Source organism: Mesorhizobium sp. M6A.T.Cr.TU.014.01.1.1 (genome assembly GCF_004022765.1).
Taxonomy (GTDB): Bacteria; Pseudomonadota; Alphaproteobacteria; order Rhizobiales; family Rhizobiaceae; genus Mesorhizobium; species Mesorhizobium mediterraneum.
In genome coordinates, this window is the sequence record NZ_RZPG01000002.1 from 336,488 (window position 1) to 350,351 (window position 13,864).

The 13,864-nt window shown below is 63.4% G+C and carries 14 protein-coding genes; 10 read left to right on the forward strand and 4 right to left on the reverse strand.

Going from position 1 to position 13,864, the window contains the following annotated elements:
• Positions 1–173 precede the first annotated feature (173 nt).
• The 4 genes from rpoN to lptC all read right to left on the reverse strand — a co-directional run bounded on the left by rpoN (position 174) and on the right by lptC (position 4,015).
• Positions 174–1,700, reverse strand: coding sequence for an RNA polymerase factor sigma-54 (gene rpoN, locus EN885_RS04125; RefSeq protein ID WP_128244238.1), 1,527 nt, complete (start codon positions 1,698–1,700; stop codon positions 174–176).
• A 188-nt stretch (positions 1,701–1,888) separates the two neighbouring features.
• Entirely contained in the window at positions 1,889–2,707 is an 819-nt protein-coding gene (lptB, locus tag EN885_RS04130) for an LPS export ABC transporter ATP-binding protein (protein ID WP_095488396.1), read from the reverse strand.
• Complete coding sequence (locus tag EN885_RS04135; protein ID WP_095488394.1) at positions 2,707–3,315, reverse strand: LptA/OstA family protein; 609 nt, start codon at positions 3,313–3,315, stop codon at positions 2,707–2,709. Before EN885_RS04135 ends, lptB begins: the two co-directional genes overlap by 1 nt.
• Positions 3,302–4,015, reverse strand: a complete 714-nt coding sequence (gene lptC / locus EN885_RS04140) for an LPS export ABC transporter periplasmic protein LptC (protein WP_128244237.1) — start codon at positions 4,013–4,015, stop codon at positions 3,302–3,304. Before lptC ends, EN885_RS04135 begins: the two co-directional genes overlap by 14 nt.
• Before the next feature lie 318 nt (positions 4,016–4,333).
• Here lptC and sppA point away from each other — a divergent pair, with 318 nt between their 5' ends.
• From sppA to EN885_RS04190, 10 genes are all read left to right on the forward strand, one after another.
• On the forward strand, positions 4,334–5,287 hold the full coding sequence (gene sppA / locus EN885_RS04145; protein WP_127295441.1) for a signal peptide peptidase SppA: 954 nt from the start codon (positions 4,334–4,336) through the stop codon (positions 5,285–5,287).
• A 69-nt stretch (positions 5,288–5,356) separates the two neighbouring features.
• A complete protein-coding gene (locus EN885_RS04150; RefSeq protein WP_023797441.1) occupies positions 5,357–5,641 on the forward strand; it encodes an integration host factor subunit beta in 285 nt (94 codons plus the stop codon).
• A gap of 76 nt (positions 5,642–5,717) precedes the next feature.
• Positions 5,718–6,050 (forward strand): LapA family protein, encoded by a 333-nt coding sequence (locus tag EN885_RS04155; RefSeq protein WP_095488390.1) that lies wholly within the window; start codon positions 5,718–5,720, stop codon positions 6,048–6,050.
• A 136-nt stretch (positions 6,051–6,186) separates the two neighbouring features.
• Positions 6,187–7,167: an ornithine cyclodeaminase family protein gene (locus tag EN885_RS04160; protein WP_128244236.1), complete on the forward strand. Its 981-nt coding sequence runs from the start codon at positions 6,187–6,189 to the stop codon at positions 7,165–7,167.
• A gap of 168 nt (positions 7,168–7,335) precedes the next feature.
• On the forward strand, positions 7,336–7,818 hold the full coding sequence (locus EN885_RS04165) for a DUF1772 domain-containing protein (protein WP_128243602.1): 483 nt from the start codon (positions 7,336–7,338) through the stop codon (positions 7,816–7,818).
• An 89-nt stretch (positions 7,819–7,907) separates the two neighbouring features.
• Positions 7,908–8,951, forward strand: a complete 1,044-nt coding sequence (locus EN885_RS04170) for a class I SAM-dependent rRNA methyltransferase (protein WP_128243603.1) — start codon at positions 7,908–7,910, stop codon at positions 8,949–8,951.
• A gap of 2 nt (positions 8,952–8,953) precedes the next feature.
• Positions 8,954–9,811 (forward strand): RNA methyltransferase, encoded by an 858-nt coding sequence (locus EN885_RS04175; RefSeq protein WP_128243604.1) that lies wholly within the window; start codon positions 8,954–8,956, stop codon positions 9,809–9,811.
• Between the two features lie 8 nt (positions 9,812–9,819).
• Entirely contained in the window at positions 9,820–10,320 is a 501-nt protein-coding gene (gene lspA / locus EN885_RS04180) for a signal peptidase II (protein ID WP_128243605.1), read from the forward strand.
• A gap of 52 nt (positions 10,321–10,372) precedes the next feature.
• Positions 10,373–11,362, forward strand: a complete 990-nt coding sequence (locus tag EN885_RS04185; RefSeq protein WP_128243606.1) for an MDR family oxidoreductase — start codon at positions 10,373–10,375, stop codon at positions 11,360–11,362.
• Between the two features lie 110 nt (positions 11,363–11,472).
• On the forward strand, positions 11,473–13,761 hold the full coding sequence (locus tag EN885_RS04190) for a PAS domain-containing hybrid sensor histidine kinase/response regulator (protein ID WP_128243607.1): 2,289 nt from the start codon (positions 11,473–11,475) through the stop codon (positions 13,759–13,761).
• Positions 13,762–13,864: the final 103 nt, after the last annotated feature.

A 13,864-nucleotide genomic window follows, 5' to 3' on the forward strand; every position in this document is an offset into this window, starting at 1 on the left:
TTAAATCCGAACTTTCCGGTTGATCACAAGCCGCCTTCTTTGACCGTCCCGTGGCCAACGTCGTGACGGACCATCCGCATGCGGGCAGTAGCCCGTCTCATGCGGGCGGGCTTCTAGCCACTTCGTTGCGGCTTGTCAATGAAGCGCAAAAGCTGTGGAAATTCCGTCGGAGATCACCGCCCGGCGCTGGCCAAGGCGCGTTTTTCACGCCGTCTCTGCACCGACGAGGGAATATTCATGCCCTCCCGATACTTGGCGACCGTGCGCCTGGCGATATCGACGCCGCTTTCCCGCAACATATCCACAATCGCGTCGTCGGAAAGCACGTCGACGGTTTTCTCCTCGTCGATCAACTGCTTGATGCGGTCGCGCACCGCCTCCGACGAATGCGCGTCGCCGCCACCCGACGAAGCGATCGAGGCGGTGAAGAAATAGCGCAGTTCGAACACGCCGCGCGGCGTCAGCATGTATTTGTTGGCGGTGACCCGGCTGACGGTCGATTCGTGCATGCCGATGGCATCGGCCACCGTGCGCAGGTTGAGCGGCTTCAGGTGACGCACGCCATGGACGAGGAAAGCGTCTTGCTGGCGCACGATTTCCGAGGCGACCTTGAGGATGGTCTTCGCCCGCTGGTCGAGGCTACGCGTCAGCCAATTGGCATTCTGCAGGCATTCCGCCAGGAAATCCTTTTCCGTCTGGTTCTTCGCATGCGGTGAAACTTGGGCGAAATAGATATGGTCGACCAGCACGCGCGGCAGCGTTTCAGAGTTGAGTTCGATCACCCAGCTCCCGTCATTGGCCGCCCGCACTTCGACATCGGCGACGATCGCGTCGCTGGCGCCGCCCGAAAACGCCATCCCTGGGCGCGGATCGAGCGCACGTATCTCGGCCAGCATGTCGAGCAGATCCTCCTCGTCGACCCCACAAATCCGTTTCAGGGTCTGGAAATCGCGCCGCGCCAGGAGTTCGAGATTGGCAATCAAAGCCTTCATCGCCGGGTCGAGCCGGTCGCGCACGGCGAGCTGCAGCGACAGGCATTCGGCGAGGTCGCGGGCAAAGATGCCGGCCGGCTCGAACGTTTGGCAGACAGCGAGCGCATTCGTCACTGCTGTTTTGTCGGTGCCGAGACGGGCGGCGATCTCGGCCATGTCGGCGCGCATATAGCCGGCCTCGTCGAGACCATCGGCCAGTTCGCTGGCGATCAGTCGTGCTGCCGGGTCAGCGAAGGCAAGCGCGACCTGTTCGCCGACATGCTCGCGCAGCGTGATGGCGGCGGCCGCCATGTCTGCGACGTCGAAGCCGTCGGACGAGGACGCGGAACCATTGCCGGAGGCCGACTTCCATTGGGCCGTCAGGTCGGGACCGAGCCGCTCGCTGGTGCCGGGGTCGTCGGGAAACAGGTTTTCCAGCGAAGTATCGAGCTTTTCCGAGATCGCCTCGGCACTCCACGCCGTTTCCGTCTCGAACCAGTCGCCGCCGGGGGCCGTTTCCGGCGCGACGTCGACCTTCTGCGCCTGGTCGCTGACGGCGTCGTCCTGCGGCTCGGCGCGCTCGAGCAGAGGATTGCGCTCGATTTCGTCGTCGATGAACCGTTCCAGCTCGATGTGGGTGAACTGCAGCAGCCGTATCGACTGCATGAGTTGCGGCGTCATCACCAGCGACTGGGACTGTCGTAGCTGTAGTTTTGCCGCCAACGCCATGGTTCGGTTAAACGCCCTGTCTACGCATCCGGACTGCCGGAAGGAGTTGGGCATAGAAACTGGCCCGGCTTTTGCTTGTCAAGGCGATGGCGATCAAAACTCGCCTGTCGGCGCGTTATTCGGACGAGAAATCGGAGAAAAAGGCCTGTCACGCGTCAAAAAGCGCGCTTGGACAGAAATATTCACGCTCAGAGTGTAAATCCTTCACCGAGATAAAGCCGCCGCACATCCGGGTTTGCGACAACTTCGTCGGCCCGACCATGGGTCAACACCTGGCCGGCATGGATAATGTAGGCGCGGTCGATCAGGCCGAGCGTCTCGCGGACATTGTGATCGGTGATGAGCACGCCGATGCCCCGCGCCGTCAGATGGCGCACGAGTTGCTGGATATCGGCGACGGCGATCGGATCGATGCCGGCGAAAGGTTCGTCGAGCAACATGTATGCCGGTCGGGTCGCCAGTGCGCGCGCGATTTCTAGGCGCCGCCGCTCGCCGCCGGAAAGCGACAGCGACGGGGCCTTGCGCAGATGGCTGATGTGAAACTCCTCGAGCAATTCGTCGAGACTGCGTTCGCGCTCCTTGCGGCTCTTTTCGACCACTTCGAGCACGGCACGGATGTTTTGCTCGACGGTCAGGCCGCGAAAGATCGACGCTTCCTGCGGAAGGTAGCCGATGCCGAGGCGGGCACGGCGGTACATCGGCATCGAGGTGACATCGAAGCCGTCGATTTCGATCGTGCCTTCGTCGACCGGCACCAGGCCGGTGACCATGTAGAAGCAGGTCGTCTTGCCGGCGCCGTTGGGGCCGAGCAACCCGACCGCCTCACCGGCGCGCACGCCGATCGTCACGCCGCTGACGACTTTGCGGCCCTTGTAGCTCTTGGTCAGGCCCTTCGCGATCAAGGTTCCCTTGAACTTTACCGTGTCGACAGTGACCGTGGCCGGCGCCGCAAGTTTGCCGGCGGCGCGTCCTGAGAGACGCGCCATCAGCGATGCTACGTCGGCCATCAGGGCTTCGCCGCTCCCGACTTCGGCGGCGTGATCGACATCATGACGCGGCCCCCGCAGGCGTCGACCTGGGCCAGGCCGCTCTTCATCTGCACGGTGAGCTTGCAGCCGACCAGCACATTGTCGCCTTGCGAAAGCACGACCTTGCTGCCTGAAAGCACCAGCACTTCCGTCTTCATGTCGAAAGTGCCGCGGTCGCCGGTGGCGACTTGGTCATCCGATTTGATATAGACCTTGTTGGCGACCTCCAGGCGGTCGATGTTGGCCGAGCCGGTCATCGCGGCACCGGCGGCCTCCGTGCCCTTGGCGGCAGCGCCGGCATCCTTGACGTAATAGACCGTCATCTTGCCGGCCTTGAGCACGGTCGGACCCTGGACGACGCTTACATTGCCTGTAAACACGGCGACGCTATCCGCCTGGCGAACCTCGAGCTTGTCGCTTTCGATCTGGATGGGCTTGTCGCCGGACAGTTTGAGGCCCGACAGCTGGCTGGTGGCCTTGGACTGCGCCAGAGCCGGCGTCATCCCCAAGCCCAGCCCCAAAACCAGCGCTAGGGCCGGCAACGCCGAAGCCGCGGCCACAAGCCGTGCCGAACTACTGAACCGCATTGGATGCTCCGCTCATTGCCTCTGCCGCCTTCAAGCTGGCGGGATCGATGTTGACACGCACTCTGTTCTCGAAAACCACGATCTTGCCGTTGTCCTGGATCGACATCGAATCTGCGGTAATCCGCGACCCGCCACGGCTGACGTCGACCGGATCACTCGTCTTCATAGTGCCTTTGCCCATGTCGAGAAAGACCGATTTGAACTTTGCCTCCAAGCCGTCGGTGGTGGTTATGGTGACATCGCTGGTCAGGCTCATCGTGTTGCCATCGCGATTGTAGGTGCCGCGCGAGGCATTGACGGCCGCCACATTGTCGGCCGAGATCGGCAGCTTGGCGTCGATGCCCTCCAGATCGATGATGCCTTGCTTGCTCACGTCCTGTATGGCGCGGAAGGCGGTCATGGAATAGGGCAGTTTCTGCTTGGTGAACCCGTTGAGCTTGGGGTTGGCCATCACCAGCTTGCCATCGGCGAAGGCGCTGCCGTCGGCCTGGACCTGGATCGAGACAGGCGCCGCGAGATACGAATAGACCGGGAAGGCGACCGCGATCACGGCAGCGACCAGCGGCACCGCCAGCTTCAAGATACGCACGCGGCGCGAATGGCGCTGGGCAATGCCGAAGGCGTCGACCCGCGTCGGGCCTACGTTCGGGGGGGCCAACTCCGTCTCGGTGTTGGTCGGTTCGATCGGTCGCGCTAACATAACTGCTTTCTTTTAAACCCCTGCCGCCAAGCACCCTATAGGTGGGATGCCGGCGCCCTCAAGCAAGCACAAGCGGAGGAAAACCGCAAAAGTGTGACGGTTGCTGTGGCACAAACGAAAATGAAACCGCCACAACTTGCACGTCATACCAGATACAGCGGGACAGCGTTAGGGCCTGTGGATTGGTCTTGATGTCACTTGAAACGCCGGCTCGCGAACGTCGACACCCTGTCTTTGGAGCGAGCTCGTCAGGAATCGGTAGCCGGGCGCGGATGGTTGCTTTAAAAGCATCTGCTCCCACCGACTATGAGGCTGACCATGGCACTGAGAGCCGACGACCTGATCGACCGCCGCCGCTTGCGCCGCAAGCTGACATTCTGGCGCGTCACAGCGCTTGTTGTCGCAGCGGCCGGGCTGATTGCCCTTTCGACCTGGATCTACGGTGACGACTTCACCGGCACGGCGGTCGACCATATCGCCAAGGTCAAGATCGAGGGCACCATCACCGAAGACGAAGACCTGATCAAACGGCTGGATGACATCCGTCAATCATCGAGGGTGAAAGCTGTGATCCTGTCGATCGATTCACCGGGCGGCACCACCGTCGGGGGCGAATCGATTTACGAGGAAGTGCGCAAGCTGGCCGCCGAGAAGCCGGTCGTGGCCGAAGTCGGCACGCTGGCCGCATCGGCGGGCTATATGATCGCCACCGGAGCCGATCATATCGTCGCGCGCAAATCGTCGATCGTCGGCTCGATCGGCGTGCTGATCCAGTATCCGGACGTCAGCGGCCTTATGGACAAGCTCGGCATCAAGCTCGAGGAAGTGAAATCGTCGCCGTTGAAAGCCTCGCCATCGCCCTTCAAGCCGACCAATGACGACGAGCGCACAATGGTCCGCAAGCTCATCCTGGACAGCTACGACTGGTTCGTCGGCATCGTCGCCGAACGCCGCAACATGACCAAGCCGGAGGCGCTGGCGCTGGCCGACGGCTCGATCTTCACCGGCCGGCAGGCTCTTGCCAATAAATTGATCGACGCGGTCGGCGGCGAGACCGAAGCGATCGACTGGCTCGCAACCAAGGGCGTCGATGCCAAGCTCAAGGTGGTGGAGTGGAAGGATACCGAAAGCGGCGGCTTCCTGTTCTCCAAGGCGATGGCGCGAACCATCGGCAGTGCGCTCGGCCTGCCCGACTATGGCGGTGACATCATCCACGAACTTGGTGCCGACCGCTTGTTTCTTGACGGTCTCGTTTCCGTCTGGCACCCTTGAGACGAGTGAAAAAGCAAATAAAATCATCCTCATAATTTTGACCACAGTGTTTTCACGGGGAGCCTTCTCATGATCAAATCCGAACTTGTGCAGATCATCGCCACACGCAACCCGCACCTTTTTCTGCGCGACGTCGAAAACATTGTCGGCGCGATTTTCGACGAGATCACCGACGCGCTTGCCGAAGGCAACCGGGTCGAGCTGCGCGGTTTCGGCGCTTTCTCGGTGAAAAACCGCCCCGCCCGCACCGGCCGCAATCCGCGGACCGGCGAATCCGTCGAGGTCGAGGAGAAATGGGTGCCGTTCTTCAAGACCGGCAAGGAATTGCGTGAAAGGCTGAACAGCGGCAAATAGGCGCCGCGCGGGTCACGCGCCGGCCTTTTCAGTAGGGCCCGGCCCTCGGTAGAGCCCGCCTTCGACAGGAAATTCCATGTTCAATCGCTTCATGCTCATCGTGGTCTTCGTGCCGCTGGCCGTCATCCTGATTGCGCTGGCGGTCGCCAACCGCGATCCGGTTGCCTTCACCCTGGACCCGTTCAATCCCGGCAATCCGGCGCTGACGATGACGCTGCCGCTTTTCATCTTCCTGTTCCTGGCTCTCGCCATCGGTATGATCGTCGGCAGCCTGGCAACCTGGGTCAAGCAGGGCCGCTATCGCAAGCTGGCGCGCCAGCGCGGTGTCGAAGCCGAGAACCTGCGCCAGGCGGTCAGCCGCGCACCGGCTGCACCACAGGGCCCGGCCTTGCCGAAGCCGACGAGCTGAGCCAATACAGCGCCGCGCGTCTTTTTTTGACGCGCAAAGGGCGCTGTTCCATGTGATTTGCGCATGATCTTTTCCGAAAATCGGTTCCGATTTTCGTGGTCATGCCGAGGCGTATTTCTCTCTGTGGAGTTTCCCCATGCTGACCATTTCGGCGGCCGAGGTCGACCATGCACTGACCTTTCCCGGACTGGTCGAGACGCTGCGCGCGGCCTTTCGCGATGGCGCGGTGCAACCGGTCAGGCATCATCATACAGTCGAACGGCCCGACGGCGCGGCCTCGACCCTGCTCCTGATGCCGGCCTGGACCGACTTCAATGCGGCCGGCACTTCGGCAGACGGCCATATCGGCGTCAAGATCGTCACGGTGTCGCCCGACAACAACGCCGTAGGCAAACCGGCGGTGATGGGGCTTTACCTCTTGCTCGACGGCGCGACGGGCGAGCCCGAAGCCATGATTGACGGCCAGCGGCTGACGCAGTGGCGCACGGCCTGCGCCTCGGCGCTGGCCGCCTCCTATCTGGCCTGCGAGGACGCTTCACGGCTGCTGGTGGTCGGCGCCGGCGCGCTGTCGCCGTTCCTCGCCAAGGCGCATTCGGCGGTGCGGCCGATCACGACGATCCGCATCTGGAACCGCACGCCGGCCAATGCCGAAAAGGTCGCGGCGAAATTGCGCGCCGAGGGTTTTGCGGCCACCGCCGCGAGCGATCTCGACGCCGAACTCGGCCAGGCCGACATCGTTTCGTCGGCGACGATCACGACCACACCGCTGATCAAGGGCGCGCTGTTGAAGCCGGGAACCCATGTCGATCTGGTCGGCGGCTTCACGCCTGATATGCGCGAGAGCGACGACGATGCAATTGCGCGTGCCCGCGTCTATGTCGATACCCGGGCCGGCGCCACCAAGGAGGCGGGCGACATCGTCCAACCACTGGCCTCGGGCGTGCTGAAGGCGCAAGCCATCGTCGCCGATCTGCATGAACTGGCGCGCGGCCAGAAGAAGGGCCGGCAGAGCCCCGGTGAGATCACGCTGTTCAAATCGGTCGGCGCGGCCCTTGAAGACCTCGCCGCCGGCATTGCCGTGTACAAGACGCTCAAGAGTAGGGGAGTAGGGGAGTAGGGGAGTAGGGAGCCATACCAACCGTACGGCTTCGTGCTAGTCATACTTTCCCTATTCCATTACTCGCTTATTCCCTTATTCCCTTATTCCCCTACTCCCTTATTCCCCTATTCCCCTACTCCCGTTCGGACGGGAACGTCTCCGGCGTCACGCCGTTGTTCGGACGTTATGGAGATACGCGGGTTCCTGTTGTTCTGGTCCATCTTGGCCGCTGTCGTCGCGGCGCTCAGCCTTGGACCATCCTTCGCCCATGTCCTGGAATCGGCTCCTCGGCTGAAGTGGCCGCCTTCTCTCTGGCGCGAGACGACTGTCTTCAACGCCCAGTTCCAGCTGTTTGCCGTGATTGGCGCGCCGCTTGATGTGGCAGCGATCGCCTGCCCGGCACTTCTCGCATGGATGCTGCGCAACGACCGTCCGGCGTTCTGGTTCGCCTTGGCCGCCGCCGTGCTCTTTGCTGTGTCTCTTGCGACGTGGTCCGCTCTCGTCAAACCGGCGAACGATGTTTTAGCCACCTGGGTGCCTGGACCGATCCCGGAAAACTTCGAAGCGATCCGGCGGCGCTGGGAAACCGGCCATATGGTCGTCGCCGGCTTCAAGGCCGTCGGTTTCGTATCGTTGGTTATCGCCCTGCTTTGGATCAAGCGCGGCTGATCGTTTCGGAAATCTCCAGCGACCGCGTTTGTTGCACCGGTGAATGTGCTGTGGCAGAAGCGGGCCAAGTCGCCCCGGAGATGCTCTTTTTGAAACCTTTTCGCGACAAACGCCGCGACAGCCGCTCGCATCAGCCCGCAAAGGGCGGGGCGGAACAGCCGCGCGGAACCGGCACAAAACCGGACGATCGGTCTGTTCCGAAGCCCACGCCGCGCGTCCTTTCGCGCCGCGACGGCGCCCTGCCGGTCGAACACCTGCCGCTGATCCTCGAAGTGGCGCCCAACGCCGACTATGCGCTTCTCGACAGCGGCGCCGGGCAAAAGCTCGAGCAGTACGGTCCCTATCGCATCGTCCGGCCCGAAGGCCAGGCGATCTGGCAAAAAGCGTTGCCGGCCAAGGACTGGGACCGCGCCGACGCCATTTTCACCGGCGACACCGACGAGGAAGGCATCGGCCGCTGGCGCTTCCCGAGGACGCCGCTCGGCGAGACCTGGCCGATGAAGCATGACGGCATCGATTATCTCGGCCGCTTCACCTCGTTTCGCCATGTCGGCGTGTTCCCCGAGCAGGCCTCGCACTGGGACCACATGGCCGGGCTGATCGCGGCGGCAAAGCGACCGGTCAAGGTGCTGAATCTGTTCGGCTATACCGGCCTTGCCTCACTGGTGGCGGCGCGTGCCGGCGCCGAGGTGACCCATGTCGATGCGTCCAAGAAGGCGATCGGCTGGGCCAGGGAGAACCAGGAGATGGCGGGCCTGTCGCAAAAGCCGATCCGCTGGATCGTCGACGATGCCATGAAATTCGCTGAGCGAGAGGAGCGCCGCGGCAGCCGCTACGACATCGTCCTGTTCGATCCGCCCGCCTATGGCCGTGGCCCCAAGGGCGAGGTCTGGCAGTTGTTCGAGGATCTGCCTGATCTGACCGACCTCTGCCGCTCGATCCTGACGCCGAAGCCGATTGCTGTGGTGCTGACCGCCTATTCGATCCGCGCTTCCTTCTTCGCCATCCATGCCTTGATGCGCGACACTTTCGCAGGCATGGGCGGCACGGTCGAATCCGGCGAGCTGATCATCCGCGAGAAATCCGCCGGCCGGGCGCTGTCGACCTCGCTGTTCTCGCGCTGGGTGGCCTGACAATGAGCGAGCGGCATGCAGGCGCGCCCGGACAGGTGAAAGAGGTCACCAGCCTCGCCAATCCGCTGGTCAAGGACATCAAAGCGCTGGCGCTGAAGAAATTCCGCGACCAGCAGAACGCCTTCATGGCCGAGGGGCTGAAGCTGGTCATCGACGCGCTCGACCTCGGCTGGGCGATCCGGACGCTGGTCTTCGCCAAGGCCGGACGCGGCAATGCGGCAGTCGAAAAGGTCGCGGCGCGCACGGTCGCCGCCGGCGGCACCGTGCTCGAAGTTTCGGAAAAAGTGCTCGTCGCCATCACCCGTCGCGACAACCCGCAAATGGTGGTCGGCGTCTTTTCGCAGAAGTTCCTGCCGCTGAAAGACATCCGCGCTCAAGACAGCGATGTCTGGGTGGCGCTCGATCGCGTGCGCGATCCCGGCAATCTCGGCACCGTCATCCGCACCGTCGATGCCGTCGGCGCCAAGGGCATCATCCTGGTCGGCGAGACCACCGATCCTTTTTCCGTCGAAACCGTGCGCGCCACCATGGGCTCGATCTTCGCGGTGCCGGTCGCCAAGGCGACGCCGGAAACCTTCCTCGCGTGGCGAAAAAGCTTTCCTGGCCTCGTTGCCGGCACGCATCTGAAGGGTGCCGTTGACTACCGTTCGGTCGATTTTTCCAAAGGCCCGGTGCTGCTGATGATGGGCAACGAACAGCAGGGCCTGCCCGACCGCCTGGCCGAAAGCTGCGACAGGTTGCTGCGGATTCCACAGGCCGGCCGCGCCGATTCGCTCAATCTCGCGGTAGCCACCGGCGTCATGCTGTTCGAGATCCGGCGCGGCGCGCTGAAACTTGCCTCGGAGGACGCCAAACCGTGACATCCCAAATGGTGAAATCCCAAACGGCAAAATCATGGCTCCCCTACGTGCTGCTGGTTGCCGCCGCGATAGCGCTCGACCAATGGGTGAAATACCTGGTCGAGACCAGCCTCGCCTTTCAGGAAAAGGTCGATCTTGTGCCGTTCCTGGCATTGTATCGCACCTACAACACCGGCATTGCCTTCTCGATGTTTTCGTCCTTCGGCGACACCGGCCTGGTGGTCATCGCCACTTTCGTCGTCGCTTTCGTGCTCTATCTCGCGGCCCGCACTCCGCCCGGCCACGTGCTGACCCGCATCGGCTTTGCGCTGATCGTCGGCGGCGCGCTCGGCAATCTGTTCGACCGCGCTACCTATGGTCACGTGATCGACTACATCCTGTTCCACACCCCGGTGTGGTCCTTCGCCATCTTCAACCTCGCCGACGCCTTCATCGCGGTCGGCGCGGTGCTGGTCGTCTTCGACGAACTCATCGGGTGGCGGCGCGAGGCCAAGCCCTCAAGCGATTGACCTGGCCTTCCGCCGCCATACAGTGCCCATTCGAGAAGCCCGAGGAGAAGACATGCCCGAAACCTTCAAAGCCATCCTCGTTTCGCGCGACGCCGAGAAGAAACAGTCGGTCGCGGTGACCGACCTCACCGAAGCCGACCTGATGGAAGGCGATGTCACCGTCGCCGTCGAGGCGACGACGGTGAACTATAAGGATGGCCTCGCCATATCAGGCAAGGCCCCGGTGATCCGCCGTTGGCCGCTGGTGCCGGGCATCGATTTCGCCGGCACCGTCATCTCGTCCTCCCATGCCGACTGGCGCAAGGGGGACAAGGTCATATTGAACGGCTGGGGCGTCGGCGAAACGCATTTTGGCGCCTATGCCGAGCGCGCCCGTGTCAAGGGCGACTGGCTGGTGCCGCTGCCTCAGGGCATGAGCCCGCATGATGCCATGGCGATCGGCACCGCCGGCTACACCGCCATGCTTTGCGTCATGGCGCTGGAACGGCACGGCATCGTGCCCGATCGCGGTCCGGTGGTGGTGACGGGCGCGGCCGGCGGCGTCGGCTCGGTCGCGGTCTCGATCCTGTCCAGCCTCGGCTATCACGTCATCGCCTCGACCGGCCGCAGCGCTGAAAGCCCCTATCTGATCGACCTGGGTGCTGCGGAAGTGATTTCGCGCGACGAGCTTGCCCAGCCGGCAAAGCCGCTCGCCAAGGAACGCTGGGCCGGCGGCGTCGATGCGGTCGGCAGTCATACGCTGGCCAACGTCCTTTCGATGACCTCCTATGGCGGCGCCGTCGCCGCCTGCGGCCTGGCCAGCGGCATGGATCTGCCGGCGAGCGTCGCCCCGTTCATCCTGCGCGGCGTTTGTCTGCTCGGCATCGATTCGGTGATGGCGCCAAAAGCGGTCCGCATGGAGGCGTGGCGCCGCATCGGCACGGACCTCGACCTCCAGAAACTCGCCAGCCTGTCCACGACCATTGGCTTCGACGGCATCATCCACGCCGCGCACGACATCGTCGACGGCAAGATCCGTGGCCGCGTGGTGGTGGACATGTGAGTTCCGTCGTCTGCCGTTTTTGCAAGAAAGGAAGGCAAAAACCGCGCGACCGATAAAATTCGAACGATCGGCCGCAATTTTCCATAATCTCTGTCTGGCAAGGATTTCGCATGGTCACGGAATCCGGCATCAGAGAAACGGAGAGCGCCGAAAGCGTCGATGGGATCGGCCCGGAGGCGCCAAGGCGGCAGCATATTGCAGCGCCGCCACTAGCGCCCGAACTGCCCGCTGCCAATCGTGAAGGCCTGCCGTTCCTGACGCTCGTCGCCATCGTCGTGCTGGCAGGCCTGTCGCATCTGACCGGAGCGCCGATCTTCATCACCGTCGGGCTTTTGGCGACTGGCATGGCCGGTCTTGCCGTGCATTTGCGTGCCAGGCGCACGGATCGTCGCGCCGTTGCCCTCCTTGGCGAGACCGCAGCTCGCAGCCGCGCCGAGGTCGAGACCCTGGCCGACCGCATGTGGGAGATGCAGGAGAGCGAGGAACGCTTTCGCGGGCTGATCGACGCGCTTGGCGATCTCGTCGTCCACCGCGACCGTGACGGCCACATCGTCTATGCCAACAAGGTTTTCGCCGATCTTGTCGGAAGCGACCAGCGCGACCTTGCCGGCAGGACTCTGGCCGAGCTCGGCATCGACGTCGGCATCGTTCCCGATGCCGCCTTTTCCGACCACGAATGCCTGAGTTCCACCGACGTCGCCATTAACATGCCGAGCGGCCCGCGCTGGTTCTCATGGATCGAACTGTCCGTGCGCGACAAGGAGAGCGGCGCCGTCTCGCATCGCGCCATCGCCCGCGACATTACCGCCCGCAAGCACGCAGAATCGTCGCTGATCACCGCCCGTGAGCGAGCCGAATATGCGAGCCAGGCCAAATCGCGCTTCCTCGCCACCGTCAGCCACGAGATCCGCACGCCGATGAACGGCATCATGGGCATGGCCAGGCTGCTGGCGGACACCAATCTCTCGCCTGAACAACGGACCTATGTCGGCGCCGTATCGACCTCGGCCAGCGCGCTGCTGGCGCTGATCGAGGATCTGCTCGACTATTCCAAGATCGAGGCTGGCCGCTTCGATCCCGAACCGCAGCCAATGTCCGTGCGCGAGATCGCCGACAACATCATCGAGCTCCTAGCGGCGCGCGCCTTCGCCAAGAATATCGGCGTTGGCTGCCATGTCGAGCCCGACGTGCCGCAAATGATATCAGCCGATCCGGGAAGAGTCAGGCAGGTGCTGCTCAACCTGATCGGCAATGCCATCAAGTTCACCGACAGCGGCGGCGTGCTGGTGACCGTCGCCCGTGCCCGCACCGAAACCACCGATCGCATACGCTTCAGCGTCACCGACACCGGTCCCGGCCTCAGCGAGGACGACCTGGAGCGCATTTTCGAGGAATTCGAACAGGTCGATGGCTCGTCAACCCGCGCGCATGGTGGCGCCGGTCTCGGTCTTGCCATCTCCAAGCGCCTGGTGACCGCCATGGGCGGCACGATTTCGGTGTCGAGCCGGCTCGGCCAAGGTTCCGAATTCGTTTTCGAAATCCCCGTAATATCGGCCATCGAAGCACCGCAGATGCGCCAGAATGCGCTGTCTGGCCGGCGCGCCGTGATCCTGTCGAAGAACGCCATCGAGGCCGACGCCATCGCTCGCACCATCCGCGCCAATGGCGGCATGGTCGATCTGGCCGCGACCGCCGCCCAGGCAGAACCCTTCGCCGAAGGCTGCGACGTGCTTCTGGTCGACGCGGCCATGGAGGACAGCGACGGCAGGTTGCTCAAGCGCCTTCGCCAGAGCGGCTTTGCCGATTGCGAGGCGATCACGCTGATCGCACCGACCGATCGCGGCATGTTGGGCGAGTTCCGCGCCAGCGGCTACTCCACCTTCCTGGCAAGGCCGGTGCGTGGCGAGACGTTGCTGCGCGTGCTTTTGACCAGCAGCGTACCCGCCCTCACCCAGCCACAGGCGGAAAAGCGCGGCGCGCCATCCGTCCGCGCCATCGCCGGCCGCCGGCAGGGCCTGTCCGTGCTGATCGCCGAGGACAACGACATCAACGCCATGCTTGCCCGGGCCACGCTGCTGAAGGCCGGGCACCGCGTGAAAGTGGTCGGCAACGGCAAGGCCGCCGTCGAGGCCGTCACTGGCACCGGCCACAAGCACCGCTTCGACGTGGTGCTGATGGACCTGCACATGCCTGTCATGGACGGGCTGGACGCCATCGCCGCAATCCGCCGCCACGAGGAGGAAACCGCCGTGCCGCCGGTTCCGATCATGGTGCTGTCGGCGGATAGTCAGGAAAAGACCCGCCACGCCGTGCTTGCCCATGGCGCCAGCGGCTTCGTCACCAAGCCGCTCGACCCCGACGCGCTTGTCCATGCGGTCGAAGGCCAGGTGGCGGCGTGATCCGCCGAGCTGTCCTACCAAGTTTCCCGGCGTAACATAGCCGGTTGAAGGATTACCCAGCCGACGAAGTATTGCCGGCAACGCCGTATCACGGTACTGTCAC